The organism is Paenibacillus tundrae (assembly GCF_030812775.1).
Lineage (GTDB): Bacteria > Bacillota > Bacilli > Paenibacillales > Paenibacillaceae > Paenibacillus > Paenibacillus tundrae_A.
Map to the genome: position 1 here is coordinate 90,843 of NZ_JAUSTI010000013.1, position 17,302 is coordinate 108,144.

Below are 17,302 nucleotides of genomic sequence, written 5' to 3' on the forward strand. Positions count from 1 at the left end.
CCAACCTTTTCGGTGTTATACTCTCAATATTCCAAGAAAGAATTTTGTGAAAATATGTCGAATTGGAGCTTATGTAGGATGATGAAAGGTGCACAACATGGCGAGACGATCATCCTTATTCCATCGCTTGAGCCAGATGAGAGACTTCCGCTCTATGTGAAGCAATTGCGAGAATATGGCTTGACTAATATTGTTATTGTGGACGATGGATCTGGTGAAGCATACCAGTCAATCTTCGAGGAACTGCATGATAACGGTTGTGTCCTACTTCGCCATTCGAAGAATCAAGGTAAAGGTGATGCACTGAAGACTGGTTTTCAATACATTAGCCAAAACTGTGATCCCACTGCCTTTGTAGTCACGGCTGATTCGGATGGACAGCATGCTGCAGAGGATGTATACCGTCTGGCTGTGGAGGCTAGGCGCCATCCTGATGCGCTAGTTCTTGGCGTAAGGAACTTTAGCGAGGGAGGAATCCCACCGAAGTCGTTGCTGGGCAACCGGATGACCTCGTTCATTTTTGCAATGTTATATGGTAAGAAGCTGTCAGATACCCAGACCGGGCTCCGCGCCTTCGGCCCCGGGTTACTTGCATTTATGCAGGAGGTTCGTGGCTCTCGCTTCGAATATGAGCTGCAGATGTTAATTTCCTGCATTCAGTCGGGTATACCCATTCATACAATGCCGATCCAAGTCATCTACGAGAATGGGAATGCAGGTACACATTTCAAAGCTGTTCAGGATAGCGCTCGGGTGATGGGCGTGTTATTCTCTAACTTTTTTCGCTTTATTTCATCGTCTGTAGCCAGTTCCGTTGTGGATTTAGGTATTGCTTGGTTTTTGATTGACTTCTTAAGGCCTATATTAGGGGAGCAACACTATTTAAGAATTCTATTAGCTACAGTCATTGCTAGAATTATTTCAATTGCAGTTAATTATGTATTGAATAGACATTTTGTATTTCGCAAAGAGGACAGCCAAGGTAGTCTATGGCGATATTTATCGCTGTGCGGATTAGTCATTTTGCTTTCTAGTACAGGTGTATATGTATTCCATACTATTTTCTACATAGATGAGAAGATAGCGAAATTCGTCTGTGATGCCTTGTTGTTCCTGCTTAGCTTTCAGTTGCAGCGTAGATGGGTATTTGCAGCAAGGAGGAAGCAGTTGTAGTGCAAAACGAGAAACGGCAAAACATCTTTTTTGTCATCACCATGATCTTAATGACGATCTACTTACTATGGCGTATGTTCTTTACACTGCCGTGGGGCGAGGGCGTGCTAAATGTCATTTTCGGCATGCTGCTCATTGTAGCGGAAACAGTAACTGTACTTACAACCTTTGAATTGTTCTTTCAAAAAATGCAAAAGAAGCGTACACAGCTTGATTTTCCCATTGTTCCGCCAGAGTACTATCCACATGTAGACGTATTTATTGCGACCCATAATGAGCCGGTCGATCTGTTGTATAAGACGGTGAATGCCTGTACATTCATGGATTATCCAGATAAGCAGAAGGTTCATATCTATTTATGTGATGATGGGGCAAGGCCTGAGGTGGAGGAGCTTGCCAATCAATTTGGTATCGGATATTTAGGCTTTCCCGGCAATAAAGATGCCAAGTCCGGTAACTTGAATAATGCACTAAGCAAAACGACCTCTCCGCTCATTGCTACCTTTGATGCGGATATGATTCCACAACATACTTTTCTAATGAAAACCGTTCCCTACTTCCTACTCTCTACGTTCATCAAAGAGGGGGAGGCGTGGCGTCTTCGCCGAGAGGATGAAATGGATGAGAAGTTCAAGCTTGGACTGGTGCAGACACCGCAGAGCTTCTATAATCCAGATCTATTCCAATTCAATCTGTACGCGGAGCAAGGGATTCCGAATGAACAGGATTTCTTCTCACGAGAGGTCAACATTCTGCGTAATGCTTCCAATGCAGTAGCGTATACCGGAAGTAACACGATTATTTCCAGACAAGGCATGATAGACATCGGTGGTTTCCCGCTAAATACAATCACGGAGGACTTTGAGACAAGCATCCGCTTGCAGCAAGAAGGGTATATCACCTATGCGACGCAAGAGGTTCAGGCCGCCGGGCAGACAACAACAACGGTTCCGAGCATGATTAAGCAGCGGATCCGTTGGGCGAGGGGCATTATTCAGAGCTTGCAGAATACCCGTGCTCCCTTTTCCGAGAAGCTTCCATTCTGGACGAGAGTGACCTATGTGAGCAGTTTCTTATATTGGTGGTCGTTCTTTAACCGATTGATTTTCATCTTGTCACCGATTTTGTTTGCGTTATTCGATTTCCAGATCGTCAATACGACCTTCTGGCAGATTCTAATATTCTGGCTCCCGTCGTATTTCTTCTATAGTCTGTCCATGCGTTACCTGTCGAGTAACATACGGAATCAACGCTGGAGTCAGGTTATCGATACGATATTTATGCCCTATCTCATATGGCCGGTAATCCTTGAAACGTTAGGGATTCGGGAGAAGAAGTTCAAGGTTACGAACAAAAGCAGGTCTAACGGTCGAAAGTGGATGTCTACTCTGTTATATGCGCTTCCGCATATTTTTCTGCTTCTGTTATCCATTGCCGCCATCATCCGGTATGCAAGCGGAAAGTATGGTATTGCCCTATTTTTCAGTAGTATCATTATCTTCTGGTTAGTCCATAACATGATTGCGCTATGCTATGCCTTATTCTTCATGATTGGCCGACGTGCATATCGGGAGACAGAACGTATTCGGGCACAGGAGGATGTAACCATCCGTTACAAAGCGAGAAATTTGCAGTACGAGGCCAAGACCGTCGATGTATCCGAGCAAGGCATTGCCTTCTATGTTCCCTATCCGATCTATTTGCCCGAAAAAGAGACCATCTCTCTCGTTGTAAAAAGCGAGCGGTATGAGGCGAATCTGGATGCGGTCATCGTATATGTGAAACAGGATGGAGCGGGCTGGCGCTATTCAGCAACGGTACAACCGATTAACGAGACAGACAACCGCCAGTACATGCAGATTATTTATGATCGTAAGCACTCGCTGCCTGAGCAAATGAACCTCTGGGATACGGCGTATGATGATATGCTACGTAATGTGAAAAAGCGGGTTGTTCAGCAGCGTTCGGATCAGCGGAAAATGCCGCGTCTTTCGATGGAGCTTCCAGTCACGTTTACAAATCATTCAGGCTGTATCCTGCGCAGCTTCAACTATCGTTTCTTCTCGGCGACGGGTCTACATGGCAATATTTCCGCTGGATCCATCGTTATGTTTATGACCAAAAGCAAGATTGAAGTGATTCTGAAACATACCGGCAATACAACTGCCAATCATCGTGAAGTGCTTCTCTCCGTTGAGAATATCGATGATATCGTGGAGCGCGGCCTTATTAATCAATTGTTGAATGATTTGACTCCCCCACAATCCGAGAGTTTCATCCGAGAGGGTTAGGAGAGATAGAAATGCTCAGTTTGCTTCAATTTGTGATGGGAGTTTTGTTGATAATCTCCTTTGTTGGTTATATGCAGTTTGTTCGGAAGGTTCTTTCATTACGATGGGAGTTCATCCCGATTTTTGTGTTCTCCGCAATAGCCTGTATCGTATTTTTGATTGGCTTGGTAGGTCAGCTGTTTATAGGAAGCATCGTGGTTTTGATTATAGGTTTGTTGCTGTTTCGAGATACGGTGGCGCAAGCTGTGCGGCTCGGGGCTAAGCCACAATTCATGTTCTCGCTATTCCAGCTTAGCTTTCTAGGCGGGACGTTTATCTTTTTGCTGATTCTGTTCCAAAATGAATTAACACACTACGATAACTTCTCGCACTGGGCGATTGTGTTGAAGCAGATGCTCAGTACCAATGCTTTTCCGACGCCGAATTCGGACCTGATCGATTTCAAAAACTATCCGCTCGGGACATCATCGTTTATCTATTACGTCTGCCGGTTCATGGGACATGCCCAGTCCACGATGTTGCTGGCACAGGCGCTGCTGATCTTTTCCTGCTTCTATGCGATGTTTGGCGTTGTATCAGAGAAGAAGCGGTTTCTACTGTATGCTTTTCTTGGATTCGGCTTATCGACACTGTCATTCTTCAATCTGACGATTCGCATCACCAACCTGCTGGTGGATTTCCTACTTCCGATCTATGCACTTGCCATTCTGGCGGCAATCTATCAGTATCGTCATGACCTCAAGCGGGCGTGCATCATTGTTTTTCCGCTGGCGGGTGTGCTGACGGTGATCAAGAGTACGGGGATTATCTTTGCAGCGATTGGTCTGATCTTTCTGGTATACACCTGGCTTAGAAATAAGCAACGCTCGAACTGGAAAACGGGTCTGGGTGTGCTAGGTACCATTGTTGGGGCATTGTTGCCGTATTTCGGCTGGAACTGGCGTATGGCCACAGTGTTCCAAGGGATAGATAACAAGTTCGAGGGCGCAGGCGCGGCTCTCAAAGCTGGCAAAACGGCAGAGCAGAAGTGGGAGATTCTGACGCTCTTCCTGAAATCAAGTATCGATATTACGACAAGGCCCGTGATCGGTATTGTTCTCTTTCAGCTTGTGGCCATTGCAGCTTCTATTGTGGCGTACGTGGTACTCAAGAAGAAGTGGAACCTGTGGAAAGTGCTGATTGCCCTGAATGTTGTGTTGCTGCTGTACTATGCAGGGATACTGGCGCTCTACCTCTTTTCCATGCCGGTGGATGAAGCGGTGAGGCTGGCTGGATTTGAACGTTATGCTTCCAGTATTGTCGTTCTCTTTGCGGGCGGGTTAGTGCTCTGTGCTGCCGTTGACATTGAGCGTTCATTTCACTATCGGATCGGTGAAGTACCAGACTATAAGGCATTCAGATCGGTTCAGTCGAAGGGACATTATCAAAAGGGAATCATCGCATGTATGGCACTTGCAGGTACCATCCTGTTGTCCGAATACAATGGTATGGCCTCCATTGCGAATAGCTATGATACGACACTTCCCTATAAAATTCACGCGGTGACGGGTGATCGGTGGTACGCAGGTGGTCAAGAAGATACACAGCGGTATCTCTTCTACGGCTCTGACCGTGACCAACAGGTTACGAATTATTACATGCAGTATGTCGGCAAATATTTCTTGTATGCACCGCATGTCGATGGCATCGTGTTGTTCTATGAGGATAACATGGATAACCTGCTGAGCAACTATGATTATCTGGTAGTTGTCGAGACCGATCTCAATGCCAAGTACCTGCTGAAGAAGCATTACGGAATCGACATGCAGGAGGGTATCTATAAAATTACTCGTTCGGGAGAACAGATTGTTCTTACGTTAACGTAGATATTGGTTTAAAAATTACAAGTGTCCCTGTGTGTCTATTGAACATTTGCATTAATAACTTAGGTTGTGTCGAAAACGAAAAAAGAAGTAGGATCGGTTGTATCTTCCTACTTCTTTTTCATATCCATATTTTCGATGAGCTACTCCACCTCGATCTCCCTCACCGTCTCACCTTCTACCAATACGGGCTGATAGTAGGTATTTGTCGGCAGATCCTTTTTGCCTTGTAACTTCTTAATCACCCAATCCGCAGCATCACGTCCCATTTGCTCTTGGGGATGAGTTAGCGTGGTGAGCCGGATATTAGCGTTCTTAGCAATGTACGAATTATCCTGGCCGATGATGGATAACTCCTGCGGAATGGAGATATCGAGTTGCCGGCAAGCATTAACAACTTCAAGCCCCACTTCATCGTTGTAGCAGACAATTGCGGTAAGTGCATCTCTATTTTCGTTCAGATACGCAGTCACATTGGAGGACAACTCAGGTTTGGATGCTGTATCAAACGAAAGCACCTGCTCGGGATGAAAACGTAATTTTGCTTCACCCAGCGCTTTGATGTATCCCTTCATCCGGTATTTCCCCTGTAGATCATCCATCTTCGCAATAATGCCAATCTGGGTATGACCCTTCGCGATCATCTCCCGGGTAGCGAGATAGCTGGACTGCACATCATCCAGACAGAAGAAAGGCACCTCCAGTTCTTCATAGAACGCATTAATCATCGTAAAGGGCACATCCTGCTCTTTGAAAGACAGGTAATATGCGATGTTCGGGTTGTATAGATTACTCTTGGTTGGTTCGACGATTAGACCATCGACGCCGTAGGAGAGCATCATTTCAAGTGCTTTTTTCTCCTGTGCGACATCATTGTTGGTGCTGGCGAGCAACAACGAATAGTTGTCCTCATTCAGCCGACTCTCTATGCCACGGATAATGGATGGAAAGATATAGTCTGAGATGTACGTTGTAATGACACCAATCGTTTTTTTCGACGTGTTACCACCTGAGCGGGAGCGATACTGATTGCTTACATACGTACCCGAGCCTTTTTCACTCCGCAAAAATCCTTCGTTAGACAATTCCAGAATGGCCTTCCGCACCGTCTGGCGGCTTACATTATAGCTGTCTTGCAAAGCTGATTCTGTCGGAATCTGTTCGCCTATGCTATACGTTCCCGAGAGGATATGGCTCTTTATATCATCAATAATGACTTGGTATTTAGGCTTCACATATTCCACTTCTTTCATCATGACTTATCTATATTAACGTGTAGAGTTCAAATAGTTGTACGTACATATTCTAGCATGATTTGATTTAGATGAGAATGAAGCTGTACATTTTTCGCAATGTTGCGTACATTTCAGGCTAAATAAGGTTGATGTGTACCTTACAGCATAACCAGTTTATCTGTCTACAAGACGCTATAATAGCAGGATACAGATCAATATATGGTCTTTGTAAGTATAACTATAATATATAATTGACAAATGTACGTACAAAAAATATACTAAGGCTGTCAGATTAGGAAAGCGCATTCTTAGCAAAAGAGAGCATGACACTACTCCCTGATGGGGAGGAATCGTGTGAATAGGGATGCTTGGATATGAAGCATAGCGTGGATTAAGCCATTAACGTAAGTGAAGCAGCGTTTTTTCTAAGATGCTTCTTAATCGTGTGAGTTCACAAAGGGTGATTTTCAGCTTTTTGAACTACATCTAATAGATACGATCCTTCGCACGTAAATGGCGACCAGAGAGGGGATACGCAGGAATATGAGTCATCTGGATATGAAAGAAGCCATTGCCAAGGGAGCTACCTCACTTGGAATTGAACTTGGATCAACGCGGATTAAAGCGGTGCTGATCGATGAGCGTTTTGAGACGATTGCGTCAGGCAGTTATGAGTGGGAGAACCTGCTGAAAGATGGATATTGGACGTACAACCAAGAGGACATCATCACAGGTCTACAGACGGCTTATCGTGAGATGAAAGAGGATGTGCAGCAGAAGTATGGCGTCACACTGACAACGATCGGATCGATCGGGTTCTCAGCGATGATGCATGGATACATTGCGTTAGATAAAGCAGGAGAATTGCTGGTACCGTTCCGGACGTGGCGTAACTCGACCACTGGAGCAGCGGCGCGGGAATTAACCAACCTGTTGCAGTTCAATATTCCAGAACGCTGGAGTATTGCCCATCTGTACCAAGCTATCTTGAATCAAGAAGAGCATGTGCCTCAGATTGATTATATGACTACGCTGGCCGGTTACATTCACTGGCTACTGACAGGTAATAAAGCGATTGGAATCGGTGATGCATCGGGGATGTTCCCAATTGACGAAGCTACACATAGCTATCATCCATCCATGGTAAATCAGTTCAACGAACAAATCGCTGGCAAAGGGTATCCGTGGAAAGTAGAGGACTTGCTGCCTAAGGTATACCTCGCAGGTGAACATGCAGGTGAATTGAATGAAGCAGGAGCGAAGCTGCTTGATCCTTCAGGGGACTTGGTTATGGGTATTCCGCTCTGCGCACCAGAGGGTGATGCAGGTACGGGTATGGTGGCGACGAACAGTGTGCGGAAACGTACAGGGAACATCTCGGTCGGCACATCCGTATTCGCGATGATTGTACTGGAGAAGGAATTGTCTAGTGTGTATCCCGAGATTGACATGGTAACTACCCCAGATGGTAGCCCAGTCGGCATGGTACATGCCAACAACTGTTCCAGTGATATTAATGCCTGGATCGGATTGTTCCGTGAATTTGCTGAGGCAATGGGCATTGAGGTGGATTCCGGCAAACTGTTTAGCGTGTTGTTTAACAAGGCGTTAGAGGCTGATCCAGATGGCGGCGGATTACTCAGCTACGGTTACTACTCCGGTGAAAATATTACAGGTCTTGAGCACGGTCGTCCGCTGTTTGTTCGTTCTCCAGAGAGCAAGTTCAACCTGGCGAACTTTATGCGTACCCATCTGTTCAGTGCCTTTGGCGCACTCAAGATCGGTATGGATATTCTTACCGAGAAGGAGCAGGTAGCTATTGATAGCATTTTGGCACATGGTGGATTGTTCAAAACGCCTGTGGTGGGACAGCGAATTGTAGCGGCAGCGATGAACGTTCCGGTATCTGTCATGTCCACAGCTGGCGAAGGTGGCGCATGGGGAATGGCTTTGCTCGCTTCGTACCTGAAGGACAAAGGAGATCAAGAAACGCTGGATGTTTTCCTGGAGCAGAAGGTATTCAAGGATGTAGAAGGTGTCGAGGTTGCACCGGAGGCAGCCGATGTGAAGGGATTCGAAGCATTTATCGAACGCTACCGGAGTGGACTCGCGATTGAGCACGCAGCTGTAGAGCATCTGGTAGAGAACGTTCAAAAAGACCGCTTTTGATTACGAAGGATGCCTAGTAGCATCATCAACATCGAATATGGGATTCAGCCGAAATGTCCGTTGCTCACGTAGCTCTATCTACGCTCTGCTACTCCATTTCTAGCTTCATCCCATCTTCTCGGTACTGAAAACCGACTTTTTGAACACGCACTGTTAGAGAACGGGAGGGAATAACATGCTAGAGCAACTGAAGGAAGAGGTATTTCAGGCCAATCTGGAACTGCCAAAGCACGGGTTGGTGAAATTCACTTGGGGTAACGTCAGCGCGGTTGATCGTGAAAGCGGTCTGTTCGTGATTAAGCCAAGTGGGGTCGATTATGACAAAATGAAAGCCAGCGACATGGTTGTCGTCGATCTCGACGGTAACGTGGTTGAAGGGGAGATGAGACCTTCCTCGGATACCGCAACCCATGCTGTTCTATATAAGCATTACAAGGAAATTGGCGGTATCGTACACACGCACTCCACATGGGCAACCATCTGGGCGCAGGCAGGTCTGGACGTGCCCGTCATGGGGACAACGCACGCCGATACGTTCTACGGAGCTGTGCCATGTGCACGTTTCCTGAACCAGGACGAGATTGACCGTGGATACGAAGCGGAGACAGGACGCGTCATTATTGAGACATTTGAACAACGCGGACTGGATGTCATGGCGATTCCGGCTGTCCTGCTGCATGGTCATGCACCGTTCACATGGGGCAAGGATGCTAAATCGGCTGTTGTAAACAGCGTCGTGCTAGAGGAAGTGTGCAAAATGAACCTGTACGCGCGCCAGCTGAACAACTTTGCAAAGGAATTGCCACAGGGCATTCTCGATAAACACTATCTGCGGAAGCACGGCAAGGATGCGTACTACGGTCAGAAGTAAGCCTCTATAGAAGTTGTGCCTCGCGTTTGCAACAGATGTCTTCATTTATAAATGGATATAGATATCCGAAAATATTCGCTTGATTAAGAGAGATACTGCAATAGCAGTATCTCAGTGTAGACAACCCGCACAACCCCAAGTTGTACAAACCTTTTTACACAATAACGGAGAGGGCAGAACCAATCTGTAGAAGCGAAGCTAAAAGCTTTCTATAAGAAAGCTACTTCGGAAGGATATGCTTCGCCTTTACCACCGGATTTTCCCCTTTGGAGAAGGGAATCAAAAAATCTGGGGGTAACAGCGATCGAAAGATGGTACTGCAATCGGAGTGGCTAGGTGTAAACCCATTTAATCAACTATAAAAATGAAATGAGGATGATTACATGTCAGCAACAGCAGCGAAAGAATTCTGGTTTGTCGTAGGTTCACAGCATCTGTACGGAGAAGAAGCATTGGGTGAAGTTAAAGCAAATGCACAGAAAATTACGGATGCCCTTAACGCAAGCGGCGTGCTCCCATACCCACTCGTATTGCAGGATCTGGCTGTAAGCGCAGATAAAATCACGAGCATTATGAAAGAAGTGAACTACCGTGACGAAGTAGCGGGTGTGATCACATGGATGCATACCTTCTCCCCAGCAAAAATGTGGATTCGTGGTACGAAGCTGCTGCAAAAGCCGCTGCTTCACTTGGCAACTCAATTCAATGAAAGTATTCCATGGGCTACCATCGATATGGACTTCATGAACCTGAACCAAGCGGCACACGGCGACCGGGAGTATGGCTTCATTAATGCACGTCTGAGAAAACAAAATAAAATCGTTGTTGGCTACTGGGAGCGCCCAGAAGTGCAGCAACAAGTTGCCGATTGGATGGACGTAGCGGTAGCGTATAACGAAGGATATAACCTCAAAGTTGCTCGTTTCGGTGACAACATGCGTAACGTAGGTGTAACGGAAGGTGATAAAGTAGAGGCACAGATCCAGTTCGGATGGACAGTGGACTACTTCGGTATCGGTGATCTCGTTCAGTACGTGAATGCTGTAACTGAGCAAGAGATCGATGATCTTATCGCTCAATATGCAGAGCTGTATGAGTTCGACTACGGTACGAACAGCAAGGAAGCATGGGAAGCAAGTGTGCGTGTGCAAGCGAGCTATGAGATTGCGATCAAACGTTTCTTGGACGAAGGTGGATATAGTGCCTTCACAACCAACTTCGAAGATCTGCATGGCATGAAGCAACTTCCAGGTCTGGCAGTACAACGCTTGATGGCTCAAGGTTATGGATTCGCTGGTGAGGGTGACTGGAAAACAGCAGCGCTTGACCGTTTGCTGAAAATCATGGCTCACAATGAAAACACAGGCTTCATGGAGGATTACACGTACGAGATGGCAGCAGGTCAAGAAGCAATCCTGCAATCTCACATGCTTGAAGTTGATCCAACACTCGCTAGCACTAAACCAAGAATTATCGTGTCACCACTGGGAATTGGCGATCGTGAAGATCCAGCACGTCTTGTATTCGACGGTAAAGCAGGCGAAGGCGTTGTTGTATCAATGGCTGACTTCGGTACCCACTACAAACTGCTGATCAACGAAGTGTCTGCATTCGAGCCGACAGTTCCAGCACCTAATCTGCCAGTAGCACGTGTACTTTGGAACGTGAAGCCTAATTTCCAAGACGGAGTGAAGGCATGGATTGAAAATGGTGGCGGTCACCATACGGTTGTATCCTTGAACCTGACAACAGACCAGATCATCACGTACGCGAAGCTCGTGAACTTGGATTATGTTGTTATTAAATAAGAATGAACTTGTGAAGCAATATGAAATCAATTAAGTTATAATCAGATTATGACGGATTATGATTAATCCATAGTAAGATAAGGTTGTAAAAGAAATAAGAGATATAAAGTATTAGCTATCATCTATACACATGATTAAAATGTATTTTCAGAGGCCGAGAGTAAATTCTCGGCTCTTTATTTTATTTTTCAATATGTCATAAAGCCCAAAGGAGGTTGCTCTATCATGGCACATACGTACGAAAGTTTACTTACTCAGCTAGAAGCATTAGGTGTAGATCGTCAGGGCACACTGCTTGTTCACTCTTCTATGAAAAGTATGGGGGAGGTGGAAGGTGGCGCTGATACTGTGCTGGATGCGCTGAGTGAATATATGAAGGATGGATTGCTCGTTTTGCCTACGCATACATGGTCTACCGTTAACAAAAGCAATCCATTGTTCCACGTGGAAACATCTTCCTGTTGTGTGGGGATTCTACCAGAGCTGTTTCGCAAACGTCCTAACGTGGTTCGTTCTTGGCACCCTACACATTCTGTTGCAGCATTAGGTAAGGACGCACGGGCGTTCACACAGGACGATCATCTCTTCGATACGCCATGTGCGCGGGGCTCGGCATGGGGGAAGTTGCTTGATCGCAAAGCGACCATATTGCTCGTGGGCGTGGACTTGAAACGAAATACGTTTATCCATGGTATCGAGGAGTGGGTAGATATTCCGGGCAGAATGACCGATGAACATGAGATGTTGTGCACCGTTTTGCCAGATGGAACTACAATTTCGGTACCTTCGCGCAGACATTGCGGATTATCTTGGTCAGAGCATTTCTGGAAGGTGGATAAGGTGCTAGTTCAAGAAGGTGCGATGCACAAAGGAAGCTTCGGCGATGCGGTCACCAGCGTGTGTGATGCTGCCAGAACAACCGAGGTACTTACGGAGATGTTGAAAGATAACCCGGATCTATTCTCGGACAATGAGCCGTTGTCAGAAGGATAAATCCTTAATGAGGGAGAGCTGACCACCGGATTTTGCATGGGTAGAGGGAGTGCTTTGGTGAGCAGTGTTCAGATCTTTCCGAATTTATATTGAAGCTTCTAAGATATAACAATAGTAAGGTTGGCCGCTCTGCTGAACAAGGGCGGTTTTTCCATGGAACATTCAGATTCATTCACAAAAGTGCAAAATAGATCAGCATTTCAATCAGAGGTTGGTCATACTTCCAGCGACTGGGCTACTCACTCTATCGACGGTGTGATAATATATGGTTAATTTAACCAGTATTTAAATAGAAGTATTTTAGATGTATCTGACATAGGTTTTTATTGAAGTAATGGACTTTGAAAACGTATGAATGAAGTGTCTTTCAGATCTACTGCCAATTCTATTGCTGATTAACGATGTAGTCATTGTCGCATCCAAGAAGGAGAAGGCTCGTGAACCCACTAGTATGGTATGATCTCTTGTTATTTGTCCTATTGTTTGGTGTAGGTGTGTATGTGTTTGCTACAGTTAGAATTACGAACTTACATAAGGTGTACTTTCTGTTTCACGGGTTGATGATAATGTGGCCATTCTGTCAGTTTGCGATCACGTTAACCGATGATCCCGGCTTGCAATTTTTCTACGTCACGTTGTCTTTCGTCGCTGTCTCCCTATTGGGAAGTGGCTGGTTATTATTGACGATTTTCATTACAGGTTACTCAGGACGATTGAGTACCAAAGGTGCTTATCTGCTGTTTGTCCCAGCAATAATTGGAGCAGTAGGTGTGGTCGCTAATCCATGGCATGAGTTCGTTATTCCGCTGGAGGGCGGTTATATTGAGCGGGCATACGGTCCTTGGTTCTGGGTCGTCATGGCTATTCTGGTGAGCTACTTCCTAGCCTCCCTCGTTATATTATTCCACGCGCTATCTTCATCTAAGACACCTACGATGATCAAAAATCAGGTAAGAATCACCCTCAGGGGTATTCTTGTATTAGCTGTTTTTGCAACAATAGATGCTATTCTGAATGTGATCTTAAGTCCGTGGCTACCGATCATTCCCGGAATGACCTCCCTTGGCATTTTTCTATCTGATTTATTCTTTGTCTATGTCATCAAAAGATATAACGTGTTCGATCTGGTTTCCATCGCCCATGAGGATGTGATCAATACGATTCCTTACGGCATCCTCGTTCTGGATGAGAATGAGATTATTGTTGAAGCGAACAAAGCCTCTAGATCCTTTATGGATATGCATGTAGGGGATTCTTTTGATATGGAGGCATTTCTATGTGGTGTTCGTCTAGAAGGCAATTACCAGAAGTTTCTGTATGAATATAGGTCGAAGAAAATCGTTCTATCGCAGCTAGAGGTGATTGTAGAGCAAGATAACCAGGCATACCACTATATTATGCAATCATCTCCAATTGTCGATTCGATGCTTCTACCCATCGGTCATATTCTTACCTTTCAGGACGTCTCGCAGGAGCGCTACTATGTGCAAGAGTTAAATCGGCAGTATGAGACACTTCAGGAGCGTAATCATTCGCTGGATCTGATCCGTCAGGAGTTGTCTGTGGCCAATCGTAAGCTGGAAGAACTGGTGCTGACCGACAGCCTGACGCAGTGTTACAACCGTCGTTACCTGACCCAGCATCTGAATCATGAAGTCATTACTAACATTCAATACCGAACGCCATTCTCTCTACTACTGCTCGACATTGACCATTTTAAGGCGATCAACGACCACTATGGGCATGTGATTGGAGATGAAGTGCTCGTGCGCACAGCGGACGCCGTCAGACAATCCATTCGGAGTACGGATATCCTAACCCGTTATGGTGGGGAGGAGTTCATGATCTATCTTCCGCACACCGAACATGACTTAGCGAATGTTATCGCGGAACGTGTAAGACTCGCAGTGGAGTCGAATCTAGTCATGGTCGATCATGGGACTGCACAGGTGTCCACAACGATTAGCATCGGCATTTTGTCGATTGAGGATTTTGCCTATACGCATGTGCCAGAGAATGCGGAAGGGTATCTGACACAACTCTTTGCTGCGGTAGATAAGGCGTTGTATCAAGCGAAGCAAGAATGGGCGGAACAGGGTGGAGTTTGGGGTGTTGGAGCGGGGAGCGGTTTAGGAAGATATGTAAAAGACAAATCTCAAAAGACATGGTTAATACTGTACCAATGTTTCAAAACTATAGACTATTTTTGAGGCTGCCTGTGATGATATTAGATCATAGACAGCCTTTTATTTTTCTAATGTACTAAATAAGTAATCTTGTACTTCCTTATGATGGATTTAAAACAAGAGCCATACGTGTTACTAAAAAGCTTGATTATTTAATTAAATTGTTGGACAAACTCAGAAAAAATACTTGCCACATTATATACCGAAGGTTCTGAAGAAGATATCGTTTCTACATACACAATAGACGGTTGCCTAGTGTCCTTCTCAAGCACTCGGGTATAAGCCTAATGCATGTATAGCAGAAAAGTGCCCTGCCTTAGGGGAACTAAAGAATAATTTTATCAAAGGAACTTGTGAAGCATACTTAGAGTGGTTAGTGTTAATTGACTCTGGCAATGAAGTTGCAGTGAAGTTTCATGATCTATATGAACCACTCATTCTTCTAATTGAAAAGGGTGGGACTATTAGAAGGCAGCATGGCGAAATTATCACAGGAGGATATGCCTTTCCTTTGGCAACTGCTGAATATATGTCCAAACAGGAACCAATCGATATAAGTGATGCAGGTTTAAGAGCCTGGGCTAATCAGTAAAGAAGAGGGGATAACCATGGGCAGAGTATATAAGATTTTGCTGATATTCATGTCCTTGTTATTATTGAGCGCGTGCGGTATTCCAAGTTCAGGGGATAGGTTGGTTCAGGGCACGGTGTGGGGCGAATGAAGTAAGATAGGTATTTACATAGGTGGTAATAACTTCTTTAAAGTGGTTATATACACATAGGACTATAGCACCTATGAGGATCAGAGCTTTTGTTATAACTACCTTGGTAAAATCGGGATTTTAGCTGGATGTTCTACATATTATACTTCTGATAACATAGGATAATCTTATTTTATATGGGCGGAGAAGTGTATGAATACAATTAAGGTTACTCCTGAGCAACTACATTACGTATCGAATCAGATGGATCAGGCTAGACAACAATTGGAAAGTATACGAGGTGAACTGATAAGACAGATCATGTTCATTCGGATGATGTGGACGGGCGCGACACAGGAGCAGTTTTACTATGATTTTGAACGATCAAGCTCTACACTGGACAGAGCCCTAGACAGAATGGTTCAGACCTCCAAGGAATTAAAGGATATTGCAACGCGTTTTGAGAATGCAGATGCTCAGAATGTGAGTCTAGGTGCTGCAGCTGGAGCTGTGGGCGCAGCAGCTATGGTGACTAATTCAAGTGGCACTGCTTCAGATGATAAGGGCTACCGGATGGCACAGGTGAATGTGTATGGAAAGTTGATGTGGTTGCCTGTCAATGAGAACGGTGTTCCTGACCAAGCTTCCCTTCAGGCTTATCAGAAGGATAAGGGACATCTGGATATTAATCAAATGCAGGCTGTTCATGTTGAACCACCTGGAGAGGATATTTACGCACTTCAGATCGAAGCGCTTGAGCTCGGCATTAATCCATTTACGGGTAAATCTGTTTCAGATAATTATGCACAGCTTATGATTGCTTCTCTGAAAGTAAGTCAGATATTCATGGGGATTCAAATGGTTCGTGGAAGTATCCCTGGTGGCAAAGGAAAGTATCGATTGCCTTCAAATAGCAAAGTTGTAACGGATATGAAGAAGAATATAGAGGCTGCTAAGGCGAAGAGAGATCAAAGGAAATTAGAGTCTAGTTCTATTATTAGTAATAAATTCCCAAATGAAGGCTATCCAAAAGACGGGAGGGTACTAACCTATCATTTAGAAAGTGGAAGAATAAAAGGAATCAACGGTAGAACTAATGTTGATTTCGTCATCAATAAGAGTGGTGAGTTGATTATTGGGAAGCGACATCATACATTAGGAGGACGTGAAGATGTCCTTGCTGCTGGGCAATTAACTATTAATGGGCAAGGAGAAGTAAGAAAGATTACTAATCAGTCAGGGCATTATCGTCCTTCTCCTGAAGAATCAAGTATGTACGCCGATTTACTAAGGGATGCAGGTGTAAAAGTTAAGAGCTCATGGCTTGAACTTTATAAGTTCGATACAGACAATGATGGATATGTTACAGATTCCAAACCGGTAATAATAAAGAAATTAAAGGAGTGAATGTGTTGATAAAGTATATGAATCTACAGTCTTTTAAAGAATACTTACTAACAACTTTAGATGAATTATCTTCTTATCACAACAAAGTAATAGGTGAAAACAGCAAATTTATAATTACTCCAGTTGAGGAGAGAGGTAAATCTTTAAATTCTACAGACGAATATCTTTTCCGAGGAATGTTAAATTCAAAGAATTTAGATGGACGCGAGTTCGATATTGATTCTGTAGTAAAGATGTTGGGTTGTAGAGTCCCCTTGTGTCCACTATGGATCAAAGTTTCGCTAAAAGAAATCAGGACTGAAGAACCTGTAATTGAACTGGAAACGAGTTTAAGATTTCGTAAACCAAGCTTGTTGCAAAACCAAGAAACGGGGCATCCTCCGTTCATGGCAGTTTTAAAGTCCTTAAATTAGTTACGGGGTTATTCGAGTGTGAACCACTAAGAATTGTTTTGAAGTAGAGAATACTAATTTTAATTCTGTATATAGGTGCCTAGTTACCCCTAAAAAATTATATATATTTAACCATCCCTAAACCCCGCATATGTAACAAAAAACATGAAGAATCCGCTCTCATCAGAGAGACGGATTTTTTGGCATTTCACCA

Annotated in this window: 12 protein-coding genes; 11 read left to right on the forward strand and 1 reads right to left on the reverse strand. The window is 44.6% G+C overall.

Annotated elements, in window-relative coordinates; genetic code table 11:
• Positions 1 to 78 precede the first annotated feature (78 nt).
• The 3 genes from J2T19_RS20630 to J2T19_RS20640 are packed head-to-tail and all read left to right on the forward strand — an operon-like array spanning position 79 to position 5,329.
• Positions 79 to 1,173 carry a bifunctional glycosyltransferase family 2/GtrA family protein gene (locus J2T19_RS20630; RefSeq protein ID WP_307219057.1) on the forward strand — a complete coding sequence of 365 codons (1,095 nt, stop codon included), beginning with the start codon at positions 79 to 81 and terminating at the stop codon, positions 1,171 to 1,173.
• On the forward strand, positions 1,173 to 3,464 hold the full coding sequence (locus J2T19_RS20635) for a glycosyltransferase family 2 protein (RefSeq protein WP_307219059.1): 2,292 nt from the start codon (positions 1,173 to 1,175) through the stop codon (positions 3,462 to 3,464). The genes J2T19_RS20630 and J2T19_RS20635 overlap by 1 nt, the downstream gene beginning before the upstream one ends.
• 11 nt (positions 3,465 to 3,475) lie before the next feature.
• On the forward strand, positions 3,476 to 5,329 hold the full coding sequence (locus J2T19_RS20640) for a hypothetical protein (protein ID WP_307219061.1): 1,854 nt from the start codon (positions 3,476 to 3,478) through the stop codon (positions 5,327 to 5,329).
• Positions 5,330 to 5,469: 140 nt separating this feature from the next.
• Here the strand turns inward: J2T19_RS20640 and J2T19_RS20645 are convergent, their stop codons facing one another.
• Positions 5,470 to 6,561, reverse strand: a complete 1,092-nt coding sequence (locus J2T19_RS20645) for a GntR family transcriptional regulator (protein ID WP_307219205.1) — start codon at positions 6,559 to 6,561, stop codon at positions 5,470 to 5,472.
• A gap of 543 nt (positions 6,562 to 7,104) precedes the next feature.
• On the opposite strand from J2T19_RS20645, the gene J2T19_RS20650 reads away from it, so the two are divergent.
• The 8 genes from J2T19_RS20650 (at position 7,105) to J2T19_RS20685 (ending at position 17,109) form a co-directional block, all read left to right on the forward strand.
• The gene (locus tag J2T19_RS20650; protein WP_307219063.1) at positions 7,105 to 8,730 is read left to right on the forward strand and encodes a xylulokinase; all 1,626 of its coding nucleotides are present in this window, start codon (positions 7,105 to 7,107) and stop codon (positions 8,728 to 8,730) included.
• A gap of 175 nt (positions 8,731 to 8,905) precedes the next feature.
• Complete coding sequence (locus J2T19_RS20655) at positions 8,906 to 9,601, forward strand: L-ribulose-5-phosphate 4-epimerase (protein ID WP_307219065.1); 696 nt, start codon at positions 8,906 to 8,908, stop codon at positions 9,599 to 9,601.
• A gap of 383 nt (positions 9,602 to 9,984) precedes the next feature.
• Positions 9,985 to 11,409 carry an L-arabinose isomerase gene (araA, locus tag J2T19_RS20660; RefSeq protein WP_239290936.1) on the forward strand — a complete coding sequence of 475 codons (1,425 nt, stop codon included), beginning with the start codon at positions 9,985 to 9,987 and terminating at the stop codon, positions 11,407 to 11,409.
• 225 nt (positions 11,410 to 11,634) lie between these two features.
• Complete coding sequence (locus tag J2T19_RS20665; RefSeq protein ID WP_307219068.1) at positions 11,635 to 12,402, forward strand: AAC(3) family N-acetyltransferase; 768 nt, start codon at positions 11,635 to 11,637, stop codon at positions 12,400 to 12,402.
• A gap of 437 nt (positions 12,403 to 12,839) precedes the next feature.
• Positions 12,840 to 14,612, forward strand: coding sequence for a histidine kinase N-terminal 7TM domain-containing diguanylate cyclase (locus J2T19_RS20670; protein WP_307219070.1), 1,773 nt, complete (start codon positions 12,840 to 12,842; stop codon positions 14,610 to 14,612).
• A gap of 352 nt (positions 14,613 to 14,964) precedes the next feature.
• Complete coding sequence (locus J2T19_RS20675) at positions 14,965 to 15,180, forward strand: hypothetical protein (protein ID WP_307219072.1); 216 nt, start codon at positions 14,965 to 14,967, stop codon at positions 15,178 to 15,180.
• Between the two features lie 322 nt (positions 15,181 to 15,502).
• On the forward strand, positions 15,503 to 16,696 hold the full coding sequence (locus tag J2T19_RS20680) for a WXG100 family type VII secretion target (RefSeq protein ID WP_307219074.1): 1,194 nt from the start codon (positions 15,503 to 15,505) through the stop codon (positions 16,694 to 16,696).
• Between the two features lie 5 nt (positions 16,697 to 16,701).
• The gene (locus J2T19_RS20685) at positions 16,702 to 17,109 is read left to right on the forward strand and encodes a hypothetical protein (RefSeq protein WP_145045006.1); all 408 of its coding nucleotides are present in this window, start codon (positions 16,702 to 16,704) and stop codon (positions 17,107 to 17,109) included.
• The last annotated feature ends 193 nt before the right edge of the window (positions 17,110 to 17,302 follow it).

Bases quoted from the DNA above. Each gene is read 5' to 3' on its own strand.
- araA (WP_239290936.1), top strand. From the start codon at position 9,985: ATGTCAGCAACAGCAGCGAAAGAATTCTGGTTTGTCGTAGGTTCACAG.
- J2T19_RS20640 (WP_307219061.1), top strand. From the start codon at position 3,476: ATGCTCAGTTTGCTTCAATTTGTGATGGGAGTTTTGTTGATAATCTCC.
- J2T19_RS20630 (WP_307219057.1), top strand. From the start codon at position 79: ATGATGAAAGGTGCACAACATGGCGAGACGATCATCCTTATTCCATCG.
- J2T19_RS20665 (WP_307219068.1), top strand. From the start codon at position 11,635: ATGGCACATACGTACGAAAGTTTACTTACTCAGCTAGAAGCATTAGGT.
- J2T19_RS20650 (WP_307219063.1), top strand. From the start codon at position 7,105: ATGAGTCATCTGGATATGAAAGAAGCCATTGCCAAGGGAGCTACCTCA.
- J2T19_RS20655 (WP_307219065.1), top strand. From the start codon at position 8,906: ATGCTAGAGCAACTGAAGGAAGAGGTATTTCAGGCCAATCTGGAACTG.
- J2T19_RS20680 (WP_307219074.1), top strand. From the start codon at position 15,503: ATGAATACAATTAAGGTTACTCCTGAGCAACTACATTACGTATCGAAT.